Annotated in this window: 15 protein-coding genes; 7 read left to right on the top strand and 8 right to left on the bottom strand. The window is 72.4% G+C overall.

Translation table 11 applies throughout. From position 1 onward, the window contains the following. Nucleotides 1-120 precede the first annotated feature (120 nt). The gene (locus OHT57_RS30795; protein ID WP_328749823.1) at nucleotides 121-921 is read left to right on the top strand and encodes a hypothetical protein; all 801 of its coding nucleotides are present in this window, start codon (nucleotides 121-123) and stop codon (nucleotides 919-921) included. A 31-nt stretch (nucleotides 922-952) separates the two neighbouring features. On the opposite strand, the gene OHT57_RS30790 is transcribed toward OHT57_RS30795, so the two are convergent. Further along, on the bottom strand, nucleotides 953-2,602 hold the full coding sequence (locus OHT57_RS30790) for a cell division protein PerM (RefSeq protein WP_328749821.1): 1,650 nt from the start codon (nucleotides 2,600-2,602) through the stop codon (nucleotides 953-955). Nucleotides 2,603-2,698: 96 nt separating this feature from the next. Between OHT57_RS30790 and OHT57_RS30785 the strand changes: the two genes are divergently transcribed. Beyond that, nucleotides 2,699-3,595, top strand: coding sequence for a sigma factor-like helix-turn-helix DNA-binding protein (locus tag OHT57_RS30785; RefSeq protein ID WP_328749820.1), 897 nt, complete (start codon nucleotides 2,699-2,701; stop codon nucleotides 3,593-3,595). Nucleotides 3,596-3,728: 133 nt separating this feature from the next. On the opposite strand, the gene sucD is transcribed toward OHT57_RS30785, so the two are convergent. From sucD to OHT57_RS30755, 6 genes are all read right to left on the bottom strand, one after another. Then, nucleotides 3,729-4,613: a succinate--CoA ligase subunit alpha gene (gene sucD / locus OHT57_RS30780; RefSeq protein WP_328749818.1), complete on the bottom strand. Its 885-nt coding sequence runs from the start codon at nucleotides 4,611-4,613 to the stop codon at nucleotides 3,729-3,731. A gap of 22 nt (nucleotides 4,614-4,635) precedes the next feature. After that, nucleotides 4,636-5,814, bottom strand: coding sequence for an ADP-forming succinate--CoA ligase subunit beta (gene sucC, locus OHT57_RS30775; protein ID WP_328749817.1), 1,179 nt, complete (start codon nucleotides 5,812-5,814; stop codon nucleotides 4,636-4,638). Between the two features lie 1,323 nt (nucleotides 5,815-7,137). Further along, a complete protein-coding gene (locus OHT57_RS30770; RefSeq protein WP_328749816.1) occupies nucleotides 7,138-8,193 on the bottom strand; it encodes a hypothetical protein in 1,056 nt (351 codons plus the stop codon). Nucleotides 8,194-8,401: 208 nt separating this feature from the next. Next, nucleotides 8,402-9,589 carry a VWA domain-containing protein gene (locus tag OHT57_RS30765; protein ID WP_328749815.1) on the bottom strand — a complete coding sequence of 396 codons (1,188 nt, stop codon included), beginning with the start codon at nucleotides 9,587-9,589 and terminating at the stop codon, nucleotides 8,402-8,404. Then, nucleotides 9,586-12,261, bottom strand: a complete 2,676-nt coding sequence (locus tag OHT57_RS30760; protein WP_328749814.1) for a DUF5682 family protein — start codon at nucleotides 12,259-12,261, stop codon at nucleotides 9,586-9,588. Before OHT57_RS30760 ends, OHT57_RS30765 begins: the two co-directional genes overlap by 4 nt. Before the next feature lie 426 nt (nucleotides 12,262-12,687). Next, nucleotides 12,688-13,818: an ATP-binding protein gene (locus tag OHT57_RS30755; protein WP_328749813.1), complete on the bottom strand. Its 1,131-nt coding sequence runs from the start codon at nucleotides 13,816-13,818 to the stop codon at nucleotides 12,688-12,690. A 157-nt stretch (nucleotides 13,819-13,975) separates the two neighbouring features. Between OHT57_RS30755 and OHT57_RS30750 the strand changes: the two genes are divergently transcribed. Both OHT57_RS30750 and OHT57_RS30745 read left to right on the top strand, forming a co-directional pair. After that, nucleotides 13,976-15,331 carry an SWIM zinc finger family protein gene (locus OHT57_RS30750; protein WP_328749811.1) on the top strand — a complete coding sequence of 452 codons (1,356 nt, stop codon included), beginning with the start codon at nucleotides 13,976-13,978 and terminating at the stop codon, nucleotides 15,329-15,331. Nucleotides 15,332-15,372: 41 nt separating this feature from the next. Beyond that, nucleotides 15,373-16,989: a DUF5691 domain-containing protein gene (locus OHT57_RS30745; protein WP_328749809.1), complete on the top strand. Its 1,617-nt coding sequence runs from the start codon at nucleotides 15,373-15,375 to the stop codon at nucleotides 16,987-16,989. Between the two features lie 129 nt (nucleotides 16,990-17,118). Here OHT57_RS30745 and OHT57_RS30740 read toward each other — a convergent pair whose 3' ends face one another. Then, nucleotides 17,119-17,529, bottom strand: a complete 411-nt coding sequence (locus OHT57_RS30740) for a cobalamin B12-binding domain-containing protein (RefSeq protein ID WP_328749808.1) — start codon at nucleotides 17,527-17,529, stop codon at nucleotides 17,119-17,121. Between the two features lie 60 nt (nucleotides 17,530-17,589). Between OHT57_RS30740 and OHT57_RS30735 the strand changes: the two genes are divergently transcribed. From OHT57_RS30735 to OHT57_RS30725, 3 genes are all read left to right on the top strand, one after another. Continuing rightward, on the top strand, nucleotides 17,590-17,763 hold the full coding sequence (locus OHT57_RS30735) for a hypothetical protein (protein ID WP_328749806.1): 174 nt from the start codon (nucleotides 17,590-17,592) through the stop codon (nucleotides 17,761-17,763). Between the two features lie 340 nt (nucleotides 17,764-18,103). Next, nucleotides 18,104-18,973: a lipase family alpha/beta hydrolase gene (locus OHT57_RS30730; protein ID WP_328749805.1), complete on the top strand. Its 870-nt coding sequence runs from the start codon at nucleotides 18,104-18,106 to the stop codon at nucleotides 18,971-18,973. A gap of 264 nt (nucleotides 18,974-19,237) precedes the next feature. Further along, the gene (locus OHT57_RS30725; RefSeq protein ID WP_328749803.1) at nucleotides 19,238-20,815 is read left to right on the top strand and encodes a M23 family metallopeptidase; all 1,578 of its coding nucleotides are present in this window, start codon (nucleotides 19,238-19,240) and stop codon (nucleotides 20,813-20,815) included. The last annotated feature ends 7 nt before the right edge of the window (nucleotides 20,816-20,822 follow it).

Here is a 20,822-nt window from a genome sequence, read left to right as displayed (position 1 = left end):
GCGGGTGACGTGCGCTGCGTTCACGGGATGACGGCTCGCGTCGGCGGGCCGGACGAACCGTTCCCGTTCGTTTCACGTAGCCATGCACGCCACATCCTTCAAGGGGAAGACGCTCACTTGATGTCGGACCGCAGCCTGCGACTCCTCACACTCCCCCGGCAGTCCGTGCAGGGAGGGGAGCGCAGCGGCATGCTGCTGCGGGAGCAGCCCGCCTCGCCGCCGGACGCGCCCTCGGGCCCTTCCGGCAAGAAGAACGGCGACGACCGGGGCGGTACGGCCGACAAGGACAACCCGTTCGCCCCGCCGCCCGAGGGCACCCCGGACCGCCCCTGGCAGCCGCGCCGCCCCGAGGGCTCGGACAGCGACCAGGACCAGGGCGGTGGGAAGAGCGGCTACACCCCGTGGGGCAGTCAGTGGAGCGACCGCCAGCCCGGCCGCTCCGACGGCGGCTTCGGCCAGCGCCAGGGCTCCGGTCCCGGCGGGAGCCCCGAAGGCCAGGGCACCACGGGTCCGAACCAGCGCTGGGACCCGACGGACCCCGCCCAGCGCCGCGCCCGCTACGCACTGCTCTCCGGTATGTGGGCCTTCTTCTTCGCCCTCTTCGGCTGGCCCTACGTGGCCCTGCTGCTGGGCGCTCCGGCCCTGTACTGGGCCATCAGCGCCCTGCGCGCCAAGCCCGGCACCGCCGACCCCGACACCCCGGTCCCGCCGCAGTCGGCCCGCCCGCAGACCACGGCGGCGATGAGCGGCCTGGTCACGTCCTCCCTGGCGCTCGTCCTGGTGGCCTCCGGCTTCGTCATGCAGTTCGTGTACAGCGACTACTACACCTGCAGGAACGACGCCCTGACCAACACGGCGCAGCAGTCCTGCTCCGACCTGCTCCCGAAGGGACTGCGCAACCTGCCGGGCATGGACAACTGAGTCGGTGGTCCGGCGGTCGGTGGTCCGGCGTTCAGTCGCCGGCCGGGGGCTCTTCGAGAGGTTTCTCCAGCGGTGTGGACGCCTCCTTCAGCGCGGCCCAGCGGCTCTCGCGTGACACATCCTCGTGCCAGGGCGTGAGCGAGGGCAGCCCAGCCCCCGCCATGGGCGCGGCGGGCAGGAAGTCGTACGGCTCGTAGGTGTCGTCCTGGTCGTAGGTGTCGGCCCGGTCATCGGTGCCGTGGCGGTCATAGGTCTCGTCCAGGTTGTAGGGGAGGGCGTCCTGCGGGGCGAGCGCCTTCACAGCCTCCACCGGCTCCACCGGTCCGATCCCTTGCACGGCCGCCGTCTTCCGTCGCTGGAGCCACGCCCGCACCCCGCCCCGGGTCCGGCACCGCCAGGCCCGCACCCCGAGGGCCACCGGCACTCCCACCCCGGCGAGCCATGCCAACGCCGCCCCGCCCACCTGCCACCACACCGGCCCGAACCGGGCCAGCGCGCTCACTCCCAGCGGACCTCCGGCCGACGCGGCCAACACGGTGACCGCCACCGCGCACAACACCGCCGCCCACCAGGCGGCCCCCGCCGTCCGCCGCCGTGGCCAGGCCGCGCCCGCCGCATCCCCCTGGCCCGCGCTTCCGGCGCGCCCCACGAACCAGCCGGCCACCACCCCGGCCACCAACGGCACCGCTCCCGCCGCCCAGTGCACCGGCCCCCCGGTCCCCGGCTCCGGCACCACCGCCAGCAGCGGGAACGGCGGCAACAGCGGCGCGGGATCCGACGACAGCGGTCCCACGACATGCCCGGCCCCGAGGACGAACCCGGGCCCGACGGCGTAACTCACCGCCCATACCGCCGCGTTGGGCAACAGCGTCACGCAGAGGAGCAGGACGGCGAACCGGCCCGACCACCCCTCCGTCAGCTGGAGGAACGACGCCCGCGCGGTCCCGCCGTGCACCACCAGCGACACCCCCAGCAGTACTGCCCCGCCTCCGACGAGCACCGCCACCCCGGCCCCCGCGGCCCGAGCCGCGGCGCCGAGCCGTTCCCGGGCCTCCGCCCCGAGGACGAGCCGACGCACTCCCGCGGGCAGCAGCACCAGTACGGCGTCCACCGCCTCGGAGGGACGGCCGTACGCCGTCCACACCCCGGCCCCGGCCGCGCCCATGACGAGGGCCGGCAGGCATACGCAGGTCCACGCCCAGGAGGGCCGCAGTTCCCCGCCGGACGCGTACAGCGCGGCGGCCGCGCCGACGGCGAGGTATCCGAGCACGACCCCGGCCCACGCCGTCCGCGCGGGCACCAGGGGCGACTCCTCGTCCCCGCCGGCCGCGTCCCGCGCCGCCCGGTGCACCAGCCACAACGGCAGCGCGAGCAGCAGCAGGGGGGTGAGACCGACGGGCGCGGGGCCACCGGAGAGCGTGTCCGCGCGGACCAGTTCGGCCCCGTGCGCGAGCAGCCACAGGGCGGTGGCCACGTGCAGCGCGCCGCCCGGCCCGCTGTCGGGATACGGCGAACTGATCCACAGCACGATCACGAGCACGGCGAACGAACCGAGCCCAAGACCGGCAGCCACCGCGCCGCCCAGAAGGCCGGCGGCCAAGCCGGGCGTCCGGTCACGCAGCCGGATGAGCAGGGGCGACAACAACGAGCGGCGAGCGGTCATCAGGATCACGACCGCCATGCTCCCAACGACACGCGCTTTCTCGTCGTAACAGGCGAACCGTCGATGTGTCGCTCAATATACGACTATGTACTTTTTCGTCCGAAGGGGCGCCCTGTGACGCAGAACCCTGCGACCCGCCTCCCCTCGCCGGAGGTGACGGGGCCTCAGCGGGAGCACACGGACCCTCTGCCCGAATCCGAGTCGCCGGCCGCCCCTCTGACGCCCGCTCAGGCATTCGACGCGCTGTACGCGTTCTGCTCCCCCGCCCTCGTCCGGCAGACGTATCTGCTCACCGGCCGCCGCGAACTCGCCCGTGAGTCGGTCGAACGGGCATTCCAACTCGCCTGGGAGCGCTGGCCCGAGGTGGCGGTGGACCGGGACCCGGCAGGCTGGGTACGGGCGATGGCGTACGAGTTCGCACTCTCCCCCTGGCAGCACCTCCGCCCCCGCCACCGGCACCCCGAGGCGCCCGTCGCCGACCCGTCCGACCGCGCGCTGATGGCCGTACTCCAGAAACTCCCGCCGCCGCAGCGCCGCACACTCCTGCTGTACGACGGTGTCGGCCTCGATCTCCCGGAGACGGCGGCGGAGACGGAGGCGAGCACCCCGACGACGGCCGGCCGGCTGCTGCGCGCCCGCGAAGTGGTCGCCACCCGGCTGCCGGAGCTGTCCGATCCCGGCGAGCTGCACCGACGGCTGGCCGAACTGGCCTCCACGGAACGGCTGCGCGCGGCGGTTCCGCGCACGGTACGGACGGGCGGTGAACGCCGGGTCCGCTTCTGGACGCGCGCCGCCATCGCGGTCACGGTGGCACTGATCGGCACGACGGCACTCACGCTGCGGACGGCACCGACCCACTACGAGCCGCCGGTCGCTCCGGGCGCGGAGGTGCAGGGGGTGCCGGCGCGGGTGGCGCAGGGTTCCCTGTCCGACGCCGAGCTGAAGCTGCGGAAGAAGCTGCGCGAGGCGACGGCGAGCGGGCCGGAGAGGCTGGTTCCGGACGGTCGGTGACTGCGGCCCGGCCTCAAGGGGCGCGGGCAACTGCGCGACCGGCCACGACGCACCCGCAGCCGACCGACGACATGCCGGTGGGCCCGCCCTCACGGAGAGGAACGGGCCCACAGACGTCCAGCTGGATACCTGCTCAGCCGGCCAGGATCTCGCGCGCGAGCTTCGCCGTCTCGGTCGGCGTCTTGCCGACCTTGACGCCCGCGGCCTCGAGGGCCTCCTTCTTCGCGGCGGCCGTGCCGGAGGAGCCGGAGACGATGGCACCGGCGTGGCCCATGGTCTTGCCCTCGGGCGCGGTGAAGCCCGCGACGTAGCCGACGACCGGCTTGGTCACGTTCTTCGCGATGAAGGCCGCGGCCCGCTCCTCCGCGTCGCCACCGATCTCACCGATCATCACGATCAGGTCGGTGTCGGGGTCGGCCTCGAACGCGGCGAGCGCGTCGATGTGCGTGGTGCCGATGATCGGGTCACCACCGATGCCGACGGCGGAGGAGAAGCCGATGTCACGCAGCTCGTACATCATCTGGTACGTCAGCGTGCCGGACTTCGAGACCAGGCCGATACGGCCCGGCTTGGTGATGTCGCCCGGGATGATGCCGGCGTTCGACTGACCCGGGGTGATGAGACCGGGGCAGTTCGGGCCGATGATCCGGGTCTTGTCGCCCTTGGACCCGGCGTACGCGTAGAACGCGGCCGAGTCGTGGACCGCGATGCCCTCGGTGATGACGACCGCGAGCGGGATCTCGGCGTCGATCGCCTCGACCACGGCGGCCTTGGCGAAGGCCGGCGGGACGAAGAGGACGGATACGTTCGCGCCCGTCTTCTCGATCGCCTCGGCGACCGTGCCGAACACCGGGATGTCGGTGCCGTCGATGTCCACGGACGTGCCCGCCTTGCGCGGGTTCACGCCACCGACGATGTTCGTGCCGTCGGCGAGCATGAGCTTGGTGTGCTTCATGCCCGTGGAGCCGGTCATGCCCTGGACGATGACCTTGCTGTCTTTGGTGAGGAAGATAGCCATGGCTGTGTCTGTCCCTCTTCCCTTACTTCGCAGCCGCGAGCTCGGCGGCCTTGTCGGCCGCGCCGTCCATGGTGTCCACGCGCTGCACCAGCGGGTGGTTGGCGTCGGAGAGGATCTTGCGACCCAGCTCGGCGTTGTTGCCGTCGAGACGGACGACGAGGGGCTTGGTGACTTCCTCGCCCTTGTCCGCGAGCAGCTGCAGCGCCTGCACGATGCCGTTGGCGACCTCGTCGCAGGCGGTGATGCCGCCGAAGACGTTGACGAAGACCGACTTGACGTCGGGGTCGCCCAGGATGATCTCCAGGCCGTTCGCCATCACGGCCGCGGACGCGCCGCCGCCGATGTCGAGGAAGTTGGCCGGCTTCACGCCACCGTGGTTCTCACCGGCGTACGCGACGACGTCCAGGGTGCTCATGACGAGACCCGCGCCGTTGCCGATGATGCCGACCTCGCCGTCGAGCTTGACGTAGTTGAGGTTCTTCTCCTTGGCGGCGGCCTCCAGCGGGTTCGCGGAGTCCTTGTCCTGGAGAGCCTCGTGCCCCGGCTGACGGAACTCGGCGTTCTCGTCGAGGGAGACCTTGCCGTCGAGGGCGATGACGTCACCGGAGGCGACCTTGGCCAGCGGGTTGACCTCGACCAGGAGGGCGTCCTCCTCGACGAAGGTCTTCCACAGGGTGACCAGGACGTTGGCGACCTTGTCGGCCACCTCGGCCGGGAACTTCGCGGCCTCGACGATCTGGCGCGCGATCTCGGGGGTCACACCCACGTTGGCGTCGATCGGCGTCTTGGCGACGGCCTCGGGGCGGGTCTCCGCCACCTCCTCGATCTCCATGCCGCCCTCGACGGACGCGATGGAGAGGAAGGTGCGGTTGGCACGGTCGAGGAGGAAGGAGACGTAGTACTCCTCCAGGATCTCCGGGGCCGTCTCGGCGATCATCACCTTGTGGACCGTGTGGCCCTTGATGTCCATGCCGAGGATGTTGGTGGCGTGCTCGACGGCCTCGTCGACAGTGGCGGCAAGCTTGACGCCACCGGCCTTGCCGCGGCCGCCGACCTTCACCTGGGCCTTGACGACGGACTTGCCACCGAGGCGCTCGGTGGCTGCGCGGGCCGCCTCAGGCGTGTCGATGACTTCACCGGCCAGCACCGGTACATCGTGCTTGGCGAAGAGGTCCCTCGCCTGGTACTCGAACAGGTCCACGCGCTTCCGTCCCTATCAGTGATCTCGCGGTTCGTTGTCTGCGTGGGCGTGCCGCGAGGGCAACGTGACGTCTGCTTCGTCTGTCAGTCACAAGGGAGGCGCACACGGTGTCCGAGCGCGCGGCATGTCCGTCTCGCAGGTTATCGCTGCTTGCGGGGGGCCCCTAAATCGAGGGTCACACCTGAGCGGTGATACCTGTCACATGATGCCGCACTCACTGGCACGGGGTGCCGCGTGTGAGGGGCGGAGGGGGGGCGGGATGCGGGGGGGGGTGCGCGGCGGGTCTTGACGGTTCGTGGCGGGCCTTGGCGGCCGTCCCTGGAGGTTCTTGGCGGCCTGTGGCGCGGCCCGTGGCAGCACCGGCGGCGCTCGCGGGGTGACGGGGGCCGTCGGATGCCATGGGGGGATGGGTGGGCATGGGTGGGCATGGGTGGTGACATGACCTGGGTGGCCATGGGGAAGGGCCTCACCGGGGTGGGGTTACCCGGTGAGGCCCCTTGATCAGGCCCTATGAAGGGCCTGGGGCGGTCGATCCCCACCCCAATGGGGACCTCTTCGCCCCGCCCGTGAGGTTCCGGCGAGGACAGACCGACGGCATTCGGCCGTCCGGGGACCATCGCCTCACGGAGTCAGTGGTTCGCCGCGGGATGCCTACGGCGATGCGGGGAGGTCAGTGGCGGTACTGGGGGTTCCTGCGCTGCGCGCGCAGTGCCGGGGTGGAAGGGTCGGGCCGCACTCTGACCGGGGGCGCGGGTGAGGTCGGCGTGCTCGGCGCGCGGTGGTGGGGTGGCGGGGTCTTCGGGCCGCACGCTGGTCGCGGGCGCCGGTGAGGTGGGCATGCGCGGCGAGCAGTGACGGGGTGGCGGGGTCTTCGGGCCACACCCTGGTCGCGGGCGCGGGTGACGGCGGCGTGCTCGGCTCGCGGTGGTGGGGTGGCGGGGGCTTTGGGACGCACCCTGGTCGTGGATGCCGGTGAGGTCGGCATGCTCGGCGCACGGCGGCGGGGTGGTGGTGGGGCGGTGACCGGCTGGGCCGTTCGGGTGGTGGGGTCGGCGACGGGGCGGACGGTCCCGGTGGCACCGCGTGCAGGCGCCACGGCGTCACCGACGACTCCGGCCGCCGTGACGATGGAACGGTGGAAGTTCTTGTTCATGAGTGCGTCAGATCTCTGGATCTTGAGGAGGCCTGGAGAGGCATGCGGCATGGGGGCATCCGGAGCACAGGGCTGGAGGTCGGAGGGGTGTCCGAACTGCGGGGTCAGACCTGTTCCGCCCCGCGCGGCACAGCAGCGGGGGAAGCAGGAGGACCTGCCCTCGCCGCGTCCTAGCCGGGGAAGACGGGGATGTCCCGGTGCCTGTCCCGGGTCCCTGCCGTATCGACGTCCGCGGCGGCACCGGGCACGAGCCGCGACAACGCCCGGTGGATGAGGGTGACGGCATGCGCGTCACCGTGTCGCGACGAGCCGTTGTCCACCGCCGACTTGCCGCCCAGGGCACCGCCCGGGACGTTGGAGGGCGCCTGATGACCGGGCGCGGGAGCGGCGGAGGAGGTGGCGCGGTGGGCGGAGTCGTGCGTGACAGCCTTGATCACGGTGTCCCCACCGGCGAACCGCGGCCCGTACACGGCACCGCCGCCCACGGGGCCCTCCTCATCGGCCGACGTCATTAAGGCGTGACCTCCCGGCACCGAAGTGACGGGCGCCGGCACGGGCAGGGTCTGGATCGGAACCCCGGGCAGGGTCGGCCACGACGGGGACTGCGGGAACGACGGCAGCGTCGGCAACTCCGGCAGCGAGGCCGACGGCGATATCCCGACCGTCTCGACCAACCCCGTGGTCACCGTCTCGACCAGATCACCGACCGGCCGCACGACCTGGTCCCCCACCGCCCCCACGAGGTCCTCGGTCACCGGACGAAGAACCCTGCCGTCGGCCGGCTGAGCGAGAGCGCCGGTGAGCGTGTCGGTGACGGTGTCGAGGTCGGGGACACGGGCGCTGGAGGTACCGGAGCGGCGATCGTCGGGCTCAGCCGTGCCAGGGACGGGGACAACCGGCTTGAGGGCACGGCCCTTTGCCGGACCCACGCGTGTACGAGCAACCGGGCCCACGCCCGTGTCCGCAGCCGCGCTCGCCCCCAGGGCCGTAGCCGGGTCGTCCGCACCCGCACCCACGATCCCCGTCTTGGCCGCCGGTTTCACCAGACCGGTGACCGCGTTACCGGGCAACGCCCCGATACCGTCCGCCGCCTGCGCCTGCTCCCCGCAGAGGAAGCCGAGCACGAGCAACCCGCCCACCAGCAACCCCACTTGCAGCGCACGCCGCCCGACCGCCACGCGCAGCACGCGCACGGCGACACCGGGAAATGCTGCTGACAGGGTCAAGAGAGGGCGGATCTTTCCGTGCGACGGAACCAAGCGAAAGGGAAGGGAGGGGAAACGGAACGGAAGCGTGAAGACTGTGGAGAGTCCGATCCTTGCACGGCGCGCCCGAGGTTGCGCAAGCCCCTGTTACCGATGCGTAGTCATATCCGTTTCGCCGGCCGAAACAGCAGGTCACCTGGTCGACAAATCCCCAACCGGCGACCCGGGTTCACGCCGTGTCCGGTATCGGGAGCGGCCGCTTCTCGATGGCCGCGGCCATCACTTCCGGGAACAGGTCGGGCGTGCAGGCGAAGGCGGGTGCGCCCAGCGCGGCGAGCGCGGCCGCGTGTTCCCGGTCGTAGGCGGGCGCCCCCTCGTCCGACAGGGCCAGCAGCGTCACGAACTGCACCCCCGACGCCTTCATCGCCGCGACCCGCTTCAGCATCTCGTTGCGTATCCCGCCCTCGTAGAGGTCGCTGATCAGCACCATCACCGTCTCCGCGGGCCGGCTGATCTGCGACTGGCAGTACGCCAGCGCCCGGTTGATGTCCGTGCCGCCGCCGAGCTGCGTCCCGAACAGCACGTCCACCGGGTCGTCGAGCTGATCGGTGAGGTCGACGACCGCCGTGTCGAAGACGACCAGCCGCGTGTCGATCGACCGCATGGACGCCAGCACCGCCCCGAACACGGACGCGTAGACGACGGATGCCGCCATCGACCCCGACTGGTCGATGCAAAGAACGACCTCCTTCTTCACCGACCGCGAGGCCCGGCCGTATCCGACGAGCCGCTCCGGCACGATCGTCCGGTACTCCGGCAGGTAGTGCTTCAGGTTGGCCGAGATCGTGCGGTTCCAGTCGATGTCGTGGTGGCGCGGTCTGTTGATCCGCGCACTGCGGTCGAGAGCACCGGTGAGCGTGGCCCGGGTGCGGGTGGCGAGCCGCTTCTCCAAGTCGTCGACGACCTTGCGCACGACGGCACGGGCCGTCTCCTTCGTCGTCTCCGGCATCGCCTTGTTGAGCGACAGCAGCGTGCCGACGAGATGCACGTCGGCCTCCACCGCCTCCAGCATCTCCGGCTCAAGGAGCAACGTGGACAGCCCGAGCCGGTCGATCGCGTCCCGCTGCATGACCTGGACGACGGACGAAGGGAAGTACGTCCGGATGTCCCCCAGCCACCGCGCCACGGACGGCGCCGACGCCCCGAGCCCGGCCGAACGGTCCCTGCCCGTCTGCCCTTTCCCGTCCCCCCTGCCGTAGAGCGCGGTCAGCGCTCCGTCCATCGCGGCATCCTGCCCAGTGAGCGCGCGCCCGGTCCCGTCGGCCGACTCCCCGCCGAGCACGAGCCGCCAGCGCCGCAACCGCTCGTCGGCCGGGTCACCCCCGCCCCCCGCCGTCCGCGGTACCTCGGTCGTCATCCCGCCACCCCCGCAAGGTCGTTGTCGTCGGAGTCCGCCAAGTCGCCGTCATAGCCGCCCGGGTCGGCACGATCACCGGGGTCGTCGTCCAGGCCGAGCAGCAGTCGCACCACCGGCAGCACGGCGTCGGCGCGGCCGATGTCGAGGTCGTCCCCGAAGCCCGGTATGCCGGTACCGGTCCCCGCCGCGCTTCCCCGCTGACCCGGGCCCCGCCGGACCAGCTCGCCCAGCGTCCGGCGCACTCCCGGCTCGTACGCCGAGAACGTGCGCCGCAGCAGAGGCAGCACATCGGTGAACGCCTCCGCCGACACCCCGGTGAGCCACGCGTCGACCAGTCCGAGCAGCCGCTCGTCGTGCACGAGCAGCATTCCGCCACCGGAGCCGCCCCCGACGAACCCCTCGATCCAGGCAGCCGCGTCCCCCGGCGGCGTCCCCGGTGACAGGACGAGCCCCATGAGCCGCGCCACCTCGTCCTGCGCCAACTCCCCGTCGTCCAGGAGCAGCCGCACCGCCCTCCCCCGGACGACACCGGACACGGTGTCCCGCCCGGAAAGCACCCTGAGCACCACGAACCAACGGCCCCGCAGTCCCCCGGCGTCCACCGCCGACACGGCAGCGCTGTCCGGAACACCCTGCGCCGCTACGGCCGTCGGGGCGTCCTCGCTGTCCCGTCCCGGTATGCCGGCGGGCGGAGCACTCGCGTCACCGCCCTGCCCCGGCGAGGTCATCTCGCCCAGCAGCCCCACGGCTCCGTGCACCGCGTCCACATGGCCGCGCATCTCCTGCGCCGCGTCCGCGTCGAGTGCGGCGCAGGCCGGGGGCAGGCCGACGAAGACCCGTTCGGCGAGGCCCGCCGCGACCTCCGCCAGTGCCCCGGTGTCGGTTCCGCGCACATCGCCGTAACGGAGGGAGCGGACGAGGGCCGGCAGGGCCTGGGCGAGGTGGCCGACGTCCGTGTCAAGCGCGGCTCGATCGGCGAGGACCTGCATCACCGTCGGCAGGGCGCCCGGGAGTTCGGCCAGCAGACAGCGCTCGGCGAGAGCCGTGACGTCGGCGAGGCCCGGCGCGGCGACGGCGTCCGTCTCCGCCTTGGCCGTCGCGGCAGCGAGCACGGTCGTGCCCCACACTCCCGCCTCGGCGATCCGCACGGACAACTCCGGTTCCCACCGCAGCCGCCACGTCTCCCGGAACGTGCCCGTGCTCCCCCGCGAGACCCCCTGCTCACCCCACGCCACGCCCAGCAGCCGCAGCCGGTGCAGCAGGGTGCTGCGCTCGGCGTCGGTCTCCTTGCGCAGATCGAGCTCCAACTCCCGCTCCAGCGCCTCCGGTTTGAGCCGCAGGCGCCGCTGGATCCGGTCGAGGTCCCGCTGCAACGGCACCGCGGGCGCGGCTTGCGGTACCTCTCCCAGTACGTCGCCCACGACCAGCCGGTCGTGCACCAGCGCCAGCGGGACGTCCGAGCCCTCGCACATCACCGCCCGCACCGCGTCGGTCGTCTCGGTGAGACCGGGCAGCGGCCGTCCGCGCATCGCGGCCAGGGTCTCGGCCAGCCGTACGGCCTCGATCACATGTGCCGAGGACACGATCCGGTCCTCGTCCCGCAGCAGCCCCGCCACCTTGGTCAGCCACCGCTCGACGGGGCGGTCCGGCGCGCCGAACAGGTGCCCGTACCAGCCGGGCGAGTCGATCCCCGCGCCGTAGCCGCTGTGCCGCGACAGCCTTCGGTACGTCCACGGCACCCACGTCATGTCCGCCTTGACCTTGGGGAGCCCCTTCAACAGCGCCCTGTCGGCTCCGACGGTGCTCCTGCGACGCAGCGCGGGCACATGCCAGGCCCCGCACACCACGGCCACGTCGTCCCCGAACTCCCGCTGCGCCGCGTGTACCTGGAGCCGCATGTACGCCTCCCGGACGAGGTCCCGGTCGTGTCCCCCGGTCCCGTACGTCTCTCGCAACACCCCCATCGCCTCTTCCAGCACGGTGAACGGCTCGAACACGTCGCCCTCTCCCGCGCCCCGGTGTTCGACGACGTCCTCCCACCACCGCTCGGGGTCGTCGTATCCGGCGGCCTCGGCCAGCACACCGAGCGGATCGACTCGTACGGCGTCGTGATGGGCGTGTTCGTCGGCCGGAGCGCCGTCCTCGGGGGCCGGGCGTTCAGCGGACGGTTCTGCGCCGGGTGCGTCCGACGTCTCGGTGGCGGGCTTCTCCGGTCGGTCCGTGGGCCCCTCGTGCCCCGCGTCCTTCCCCCAGGCCAGCGTGTGCGTGGCGGGCAGGTCGATGAAGCGCGCCGGGACCGCGTGTTCCAGCGCCCAGCGGATCGCCACCCACTCCGGGGAGAACTCGGCCAGTGGCCAGAACGCCGACCGGCCGGGCTCGTCCACGGCATGGGCGAGGAGCGCGACCGGCGGCCGCATGTCCTCCTCGGCGGCCAGCGGAATCAGCGCGTCGGCCTCGGGTGGCCCCTCGATGAGAACGACCCGGGGCATGGCCGCGTCCAACGCCGCCCGCACGGACCGCGCCGACCCGGGCCCGTGATGCCGCACCCCGAGCAACAAGGCCCCCGAACTGGCCCCCCGGCGCCCCTGTACGTCGACGCCGCCCGCCCCTCCACCCCCGGACGGGCCCACCCGAGAGCCACCTGCGCTCCCCGACTCCGCAACCCGAGCCATGTCCGCGCTTGCCGACTTGGCAGCCCGAACCCCGTCCCCGCTCCCCGACGCCGCAGCCCCAGCCGCACCCCCGCTCCCCGACCCGCCGGCGCCCGTCACCTCGCCACTCCCGTACCCCTCGCTCTCGGACCCTCCGTTGCCGCTCGTCCCCGCGCTCCCGACCTCATCGGTGTTCATCACTCCGTCCCCCTCCCCTCCGCGGCCACTTGGAGTCGTCCTCGCCGACCGTCCCGGTACCGGTCCCCTCGCCGTACCGCTCAAGACCACTCACAGCCGTCCCCTTTGTCTGCTTACCCTTCGGCAGCCCGTGGCGAAGTCCCGGCGTCCGTCCCCCCAGTACTTCCGTCGCCCGTGATGGACGAGAGGCCGGCCTCCGCCCCCGAGCCACTCCCGCCGACCGACGCCGTCCCCGCCCCAGGGAGTCGTTCACGCACTCACCTCCCGGCAGGCCCGGTAGAAGTCCTTCCAGCCGTCCCGCTCGCGGACGACCGCCTCCAGGTACTCCTGCCAGATGACACGGTCGGCCGCCGGATCGCGGACGACGGCTCCGAGGATGCCCGCGGCCACGTCGCCGGCACGCAGGACGCCGTCGCCGAAGTGGGCGGCGAGAGCGAGCCCGTTGGTGACGACGGAGATGGCCTCGGCCGTGGACAGCGTGCCGCTGGGCGACTTGAGCTTCGTACGGCCGTCGGACGACACCCCGTCCCGCAGTTCCCGGAAGACCGTCACGACGCGGCGGATCTCCGCGGCGCCGTCGGGCGCGGCCGGCAAGTCGAGGGAGCGGCCGATCTGGTCGACGCGGCGCGAGACGATGTCGACCTCGGCCTCGACGCTCTCCGGCAGCGGCAGCACGACCGTGTTGAACCGGCGGCGCAGGGCGCTGGAGAGGTCGTTGACCCCGCGGTCGCGGTCGTTGGCCGTCGCGATGACGTTGAAGCCCCGGACCGCCTGCACCTCCTGGCCCAACTCCGGTATCGGCAAGGTCTTCTCGGACAGGATCGTGATCAGTGAGTCCTGCACGTCGGCCGGGATACGGGTCAGCTCCTCGATCCGGGCCGTCATCCCCTCCGCCATGGCCCGCATCACCGGGCTGGGCACGAGGGCGTCACGGCTCGGACCGTTGGCGAGCAGCTGTGCGTAGTTCCAGCCGTACCGGATCGCCTCCTCCGGCGTGCCCGCCGTGCCCTGCACGAGCAGGGTGGAGTCGCCGCTGACCGCGGCGGCCAGGTGCTCGGAGACCCAGGTCTTCGCGGTGCCTGGCACGCCCAGCAGAAGCAGGGCACGGTCAGTGGCGAGGGTGGTGACCGCGACCTCGACGAGACGGCGCGGGCCCACGTACTTCGGGGTGATCACCGTCCCGTCCCGGAGGGTGCCGCCGAGCAGGTACGTCGCCACCGCCCACGGCGACAGCTTCCAGCGGGCCGGGCGCGGGCGGTCGTCCTGCGCGGCCAGCGCGGCGAGTTCCTGGGCGAAGGCGTCCTCGGCGTGCGGCCGCAACACCTCGGCCGGCTCCCCCTGCTTCGGTTCCACGGATGTCGGTTCAACAGACACAGTCATGGCTGAGGCCCCCTCCAGCTCGGCCGGTTCGGATCTGTGACCAACCGTGCACCACGCCACTGACAATGCGATCCGACCTGCGGAAACGCGCTCGCGAGACGGTCTGCGGGAGCACGGTCCGGGCCGATTGTCAGTGGGGGGATCTACCTTCGATGACATGACTCAGCAGGGGGTGCGCTGGACGGCGGATCAGGTGCTGGCACTGGCTCCTGACCCCGCGTCACGCAAGGCGGGCAGCAAACTCGGCGCGGCCGGTCCGTGGTCCGAGGCGGGGAGTTCCGACGAGGGGACGGTGTGGGGGCTGTGCAAGGGCAGCGGCAGCAAGCCGTATCAGACGGTCATCGACATCGCGGACGCCGCGGGGCCCGCCTACAAGTGCAGTTGCCCGAGCCGCAAGTTCCCGTGCAAGCACGCCCTCGGGCTGCTGCTGCTCTGGGCGGGCGGGGAGGGCGCGGTGCCGCCGGGGCCGGTGCCGGACTGGGCGGAGCAGTGGACGGAGGGGAGAAGGCAGCGCGCGCAGGAGAAGCGGACGGCTGCGGCCGCCGGTTCCGTCGCCGCGTCCGGTGATCCGGAGGCCGCCCGGCGCAGGGCGGAGCGCCGGGCGGCGCGGATCACGGCGGGGGCGACGGAGCTGGAGCAGCGGCTGGCGGACCTGCTGCGCGGCGGCCTGGCGGGGGCGGAGCAGGCGGGGTACGGCATGTGGGAGGAGACGGCGGCCCGCATGGTCGACGCCCAGGCGCCCGGACTGGCCGCCCGGGTGCGGGAGTTGGGGGCGATCCCGTCGTCCGGTCCGGGCTGGCCGGTGCGGCTGCTGGAGGAGTGCGCCCTCATCCATCTCCTCGACCGGGGCTGGCTGCGCCGCGAGGGGCTGCCGGACGGCCTGGCGTCGACGGTCCGGTCCCGGATCGGTCTGCCCGCCTCGGCGGACGGCCCGCCTGTGCGGGACCGCTGGCTGGTCCTCGCCCAGTACGACACGGCGGACACCCGACTGACGACCCGGCGGATCTGGCTGCACGGCACGGACTCAGGCCGCACGGCACTGCTCCTCTCCTACGGCGCCGCCGGCCGCGCCCCCGAACTCGCCCTGCCGGTGGGGTTGGAGCTGGACGCGGAGGTGTCCGCCCACCCCGGCTCCGGACAGCTGAGGGCGAGCCTCGGCGAGCAGTTCGCACCGCCCGCTCCCGCGGTGACCCGGCCGCCGGGGGTGACGACGGAACAGGCGGCGGCCCGCTACGGCGACGCGCTGCGGGACGACCCGTGGCTGGAATCCGTCCCCGTGACCCTGGACCAAGTGATACCGGTCCCGGACGGCAGCTCCTGGCAGTTGGCGGACGCCGACGCCGACTCTGCGCTGCCCCTCACGGCCGCCGCCCGCTCCCGGCCCGGCCTGTGGCGCCTGGTCGCGCTCTCGGGCGGAGCGCCGGTCAAGGTCTTCGGCGAGTGCGGCCACCGTGGCTTCACCCCGCTGACGGCCTGGCCGGAGGGGGCGGGCGAGGCGGTGCGACTGTGCTGAACGGAACGGCTCAAACATCCGACCGGACGGAAAGGAACCGTATGAGCAAGCCCTCCGCTCCCGCGCCGGACGCCTGGGAAGAACTGGTCACCTCGGCCCTGCTCGGCACCGCGCGCCGGACCCCGCCCGGCCTCGCGCCAGGCCCGGAGGCGCCGATGGCGTTGCTGGACGCGGCGGCCGAGGAGACCGTACGGCGGCGGGCCGGGCTGCGGCCGGCGCGCGCGGCGGAGCGGCCGCAGCCGGCGCCCGAGGACACGCGTCCTCCGTTGCCCGCGGCGGCGGCACGCAGGCTAGCGATCCTGCTCGCCGACCGGGCGGGCGCGGGCGGCGGAGGTGGTGGTCGCAGGGGTACGGCACCGGATCTGATGGAGCTGTTGCCGCAATGGCTGTCGACGGCGAACACCCACAGCTACGCGGCACCCCCGCAACTGCTGCCCGCGCTGCTGGACGCGGCCCGTGGCCGTACGGATCTGCGGCCGGCGGCGCTGGCCTTCGCGGGACCGCGTGCCACCTGGCTCGCCCGGCTGAACCCGGACTGGCGGTTCGCCCTGCGCGCGACACCTGGCGGCGGGGCGGCGCTCCCGCCTCCCGAGGACACGGCCGGGGTCCGACAGCTGTGGGAGGAGGGGCTGTTCGCGGAGCGGGTCGCGCTCCTCGCCGCGATCCGCTCCCGGGAAGCGGCCGCCGCGCGCGAGTTGCTCGCCACGACGTGGGCGACGGAGCGGGCCGAGGACCGGCTGATGTTCCTCGATTCGCTGCGGATGGGGTTGGGGCCGGACGACGAGCCGTTCCTGGAGCAGGCGCTGGCCGACCGCAGCCGCAACGTACGGTCCACGGCCGCGGAGTTGCTGTCAGCGCTGCCGGGTTCGGCGCTGGCGGCGCGGATGGCGGTCAGGGCCGGTGCGTGCGTGTCCGTCGACCGCAGCCTGGACACGCCGACGGTCGTCGTCGAGGCCCCGCACGAGTGCGACGCGGGCATGGAACGCGACGGTGTCGTACCCAAGGCGCCCACGGGGAGAGGGGAACGCTCCTGGTGGTTCGGGCAGTTGGTGGAGGCGGCGCCGCTGGGAGTGTGGCCGGGGCGGCTCGGTGGGCGGACGCCCGGAGAGATCGTGGCGTTGCCGGTGGCGGACGACTGGTGCAACGAACTGCACGCGGCGTGGTGCCGGGCCGCCGTGCGGCAGCGGGACGCCGGGTGGGCGCGAGCCCTGCTCGGGGCGCCCGCGGCACCGGAGGCCGGCGGGCCGGGGGCGGTGTCACTGGCCGAGCGGGCCAAGCTGCTGAGCACGTTGGGCTCCGACGAACGAGCCGAGTGGGTGGCCGGTTTCATAGCGACGCACGGGTTGTCGGAGGCGTTTCAGCTGCTGGGGGTGTGTGGGGTGCCGTGGGCCGCGCCGCTGGGGCGGGCGGTCGTCGATGCGCTCAACATCGCTCGGGACGCGGGGAGTTATCCGTGGAGTTTCAGCGGGGTGATGGGACTGGCGGAGCGATGCCTCGACCCGGGGGAGGCAGGGCGGCTGGAGGGACTGATGGCGGTGCCGGACGAGGGGGAGGACGCGAGTCCCGGGGCGGGGGGCTACTGGGCCGAGGCGTTCCAGCGGTTGGTCAGCACGTTGCGGCTGCGCGCGGCGATGCGGGAGGAACTGGAAAGCGCGTGACACCGGCGGGCCCGATCGGGCAGCCACAACAAGCCACCACCCTGGCCAACGACACCGAACAAGAGGCGCCCCCGCCGATGCACGAGGAACTGGAGAGCCCGTGACACCAGCGAAAGGCGGGCGTGGCCGCTACGCCGGGTGACGCACGTTCGCCCGGACCCAGTCCACGATCGACCGGGTCGTCGCCCCCGAGGTGAAGATCTCTGCGACGCCCTTCTCCTTGAGGGGAGGGATGTCGGCCTCAGGGATGGTCCCGTCGCCGAAGACGAGGATGTCCGCCGCGTCGCGGTCCTTGAGGAGGTCGATGACCGCGGTGAAGAGAGTGTCGTGGGCGCCGGAGAGGAAGGAGAGGCCGATCGCGTCGGCGTCCTCCTGGATCGCGGTGCCGACGATCTGCTCGGGAGTCTGGTGGAGGCCGGTGTAGATGACCTCCATCCCGGCGTCGCGCAGTGCCCTCGCGATCACCTTGGCTCCGCGATCGTGGCCGTCGAGTCCCGGCTCGGCCACCACCACGCGGATCGGTCCGGCCGGCACACCCATTACTGCCTCCCTGGAGCGTCTGAGTCCGTTTCTACCGACTAGTACCGCACCGGCCGGAATGTGAACGAACGTTATCGCCGACATCCCGCAACCGGCAGTTTCGTGGTGGACACCGAGGGGGAAATCACATGGTGGGACACGTTCGGGAGCCGCAACGAGGTCGTCTCACCGCCGCGCCGCAGGCCGCGCGTCGCGGCGGTGAGACGTATCGACGACGGCACGAAGGGCACGTAGGACAGGTAAGGCACGACAGCGGGGAGCCTCGTCGCCACACCGACAGGGCGCCACGTGAAGTCACCGGCGCACCACCAGCACCACTGGGCCCAGCACCACTGGGCCCATCGGCACTGCCGACATCATCGGCACCGTCAGCACCACACGCGTCATCCGCACCACCGGTTCCGTCTCCTCCGCCGGCTCACCCGGCGGCGCCGGAACTCCGCGCCGCTCGCCCCACCCACCCCCCGCGCCCCACTCGCGCTCAGTCGACGTCGACGACGACCTCCACCGCGGCTTCCCATGAGTGCACACGGGGGACGGAGTCGTCCTCCCGTGTGCCGACAGGAGGTCGGCCATGAAGGTCACCAAGGCGGCGCTGCCGCTCCTCCCGCTGTGCCAGCGCCTGCTTCCCGGCAGGCTGGCGGGACTCTCCCTGGCCCTCCTGAAGGCGACCGCCCTGGAGATCGCGATCCTCGCGGGGCATCTCCTCCTCTACCCCTCCGGCATCACCCAGGAGCGCCGCTCCCCCCTGTCGCCGCTTCCCGCGTCGGAGGGCGGTGCCGCGCAGCTGCCGGTGGAGGCCAAGCCCCCGGTCGTCCTGCTGCACGGCTTCATCGACAACCGCTCCGTCTTCGTGCTCCTGCGCCGCAGCCTCGCCCAGCACGGCAGGCAGCAGATCGAGTCGCTCAACTACTCCCCGCTGACCTGCGACATCCGTTCCGCGGCGGAGCTGCTCGGCCGCCATATAGAGGAGATCTGCGAGCGCACGGGCAGCACGCGGGTCGACATCGTCGGGCACAGCCTCGGCGGCCTGATCGCGCGCTACTACGTCCAGCGCCTCGGCGGTGACGCCCGGGTCCGCACACTGGTGACGCTCGGCACCCCGCACGCCGGCACCCGGGTGGTGCCGCTGGCGAGCGCGCACCCGATCGTGCGCCAGATGCGCCCCGGTTCGGAGCTGCTGGAAGAGCTCACCCGCCCGGCTCCGGGCTGCCGCACGCACTTCGTGAGTTTCTGGAGCGACCTCGACCACCTGATGGACCCGCTGGAGACCGCCTGCATCGACCATGCCGACCTGGCGGCGGAGAACGTCCGGGTGAGCGGGATCGGACATCTCGCCCTGCCCGTGCACCCCGCCGTCGCGACCGGCATACGGCAGGTGCTCGACACCCCGCGGGCGGGCGAGGAGACGGCCGGCCGCGCAGGCGGACTGACCGTGGCGTAACGGTCGTATCGACCACCGGCCACCGGCCACCGACAGTTCGTCGACAGCCGCCGAACCGGGGGCCGAACCCCGATCGACCGCGGACCGACCTCGAACGACCTTCGAACACAGGGCCAAAGTCGCGCCCGCAGTCCCCCGAAACACCGCCGAATGCCCGTTTCCTGCGCGCCTAAAACCAGTTGAAGATTGTCGCGCCCGTATACCGGCGGGTACAGTCGCCGCACTGCTCTGGCAGCCCCTGTTGTCGAGGCGAAAGAGAAGTTGGTGAACGACCGTCCCCCGCCGGGGATTCTGACCACCCCGGCTCCGGCTTCCGACGCCGCCTCGTCGCCCTACGCGGCGTACGGCACGCAAGAGGCCCAGTACGACGACATCACCATGTACGGCGCCTGTGCCGCTCCCGGTGTCGACGCCTCAGGCATCACCGGCACACACGCCACCGGCAGCTTCGAGACCGACCCGCTCTTCGGCAACATGCCGGGCGACGGCACCGGTTCGTACGACGCGTCGACATGGTCCACGGGCGGCCACCAGACGCTGAACTACGACATGTACGCGGCCCAGCACCACGCCGCCCACGACACCGGCGCGTACGACGCCACGCAGTGGGGCGCCGACCACCAGCACCTCTCCGCGATCCCCCCGCAGGCGAACGGCCCCGATGCCAGCGGTCATTGGGACGCGCGCGCTTGGCTCCAGCCCGACCCCTCCGCGGGCGCGGCCGACCAGACCCAGCACTGGGAATGGGGCACGCAGGCCTTCGACACCGGGGCGTACGACGCCACGCAGTGGAACTCCGACGGCACGGCGGCCGACCCGCAGGGCACCGCCGTCTTCGAGCAGGTCGGGCACGACGAGCACCACGCCTACGACGAGCACCACGCCTACGACGAGACCCACGTGTACGCCGAGGCGAATCCTTACGGCGACGCCTACGCCGAACACGCCTCGCACGACGGCGAGTCGGCCGGCGCTCTCACCGCCACCGGTGAGCTGCCCGCCGTCCACGACCCCGACGCCCTGCTCCTGGACGACCAGGAAGAGGACACCCCGGCCTCCGCTCCGGGCCCCGTCCCCGGGTCACGCGTGGCAGCGCGCAACGCGAACCGCTCCCGTCGCCGTATGCCCGCCAAGCGTTCCGCGCTGCTGACGATCGCCGTTCCCTCGGCGTGTGTCATGGGTGTCGCGGGGATCGCCGCCGCCTCGGTCGGCACGTTCACCGGCGACGACACGGACACGTCGACGACCCTGGCGGACACGACCGCCGTCGCGCCGGTCGCCGCGAACAACAAGCTGGACGACCAGCTCAAAAGCCTTTCGGCCGGTGCGGACGACTTCGCTGACCGGGCCAGCCGTACCCAGGAGCGCATCGACCTCAAGGCCCAGCAGGCGGCCGAGAAGAGGAAGGCGGCGGAGGAGGCGGCCCGCAAGGAGCGGCTGCGCCCGAAGTTCGCGCTTCCGGTCGCCCAGCGTGGCCTCAGCGCCTACTTCGGCCAGGCCGGCGTCAACTGGATGTCCGTCCACACCGGCATCGACTTCCCCGTCTCCTACGGCACGACGGTGATGGCCGCGACCGACGGCACCGTCCGCACGCAGTGGAACAGCGCCTACGGCAACATGATGATCGTGACCGCGAAGGACGGCACGGAGACGTGGTACTGCCACCTCTCCAGCTACCGCGTCTCCTCCGGTACGACGGTCAGGGCCGGCGACCCCATCGCGTACAGCGGCAACTCCGGCAACTCGACCGGCCCGCACCTGCACTTCGAGGTACGGCCGGCCGGCGGGTCCGCGATCGACCCGCTGCCGTGGCTGCGCAGCCACGACCTGAACCCCACGTAGCACCCTG

This window comes from Streptomyces sp. NBC_00285 (genome assembly GCF_036174265.1).
Lineage (GTDB): Bacteria > Actinomycetota > Actinomycetes > Streptomycetales > Streptomycetaceae > Streptomyces.
The sequence above is the reverse complement of the archived record's forward strand: the minus strand, read 5'-3'. Positions and strand labels throughout refer to the sequence as shown.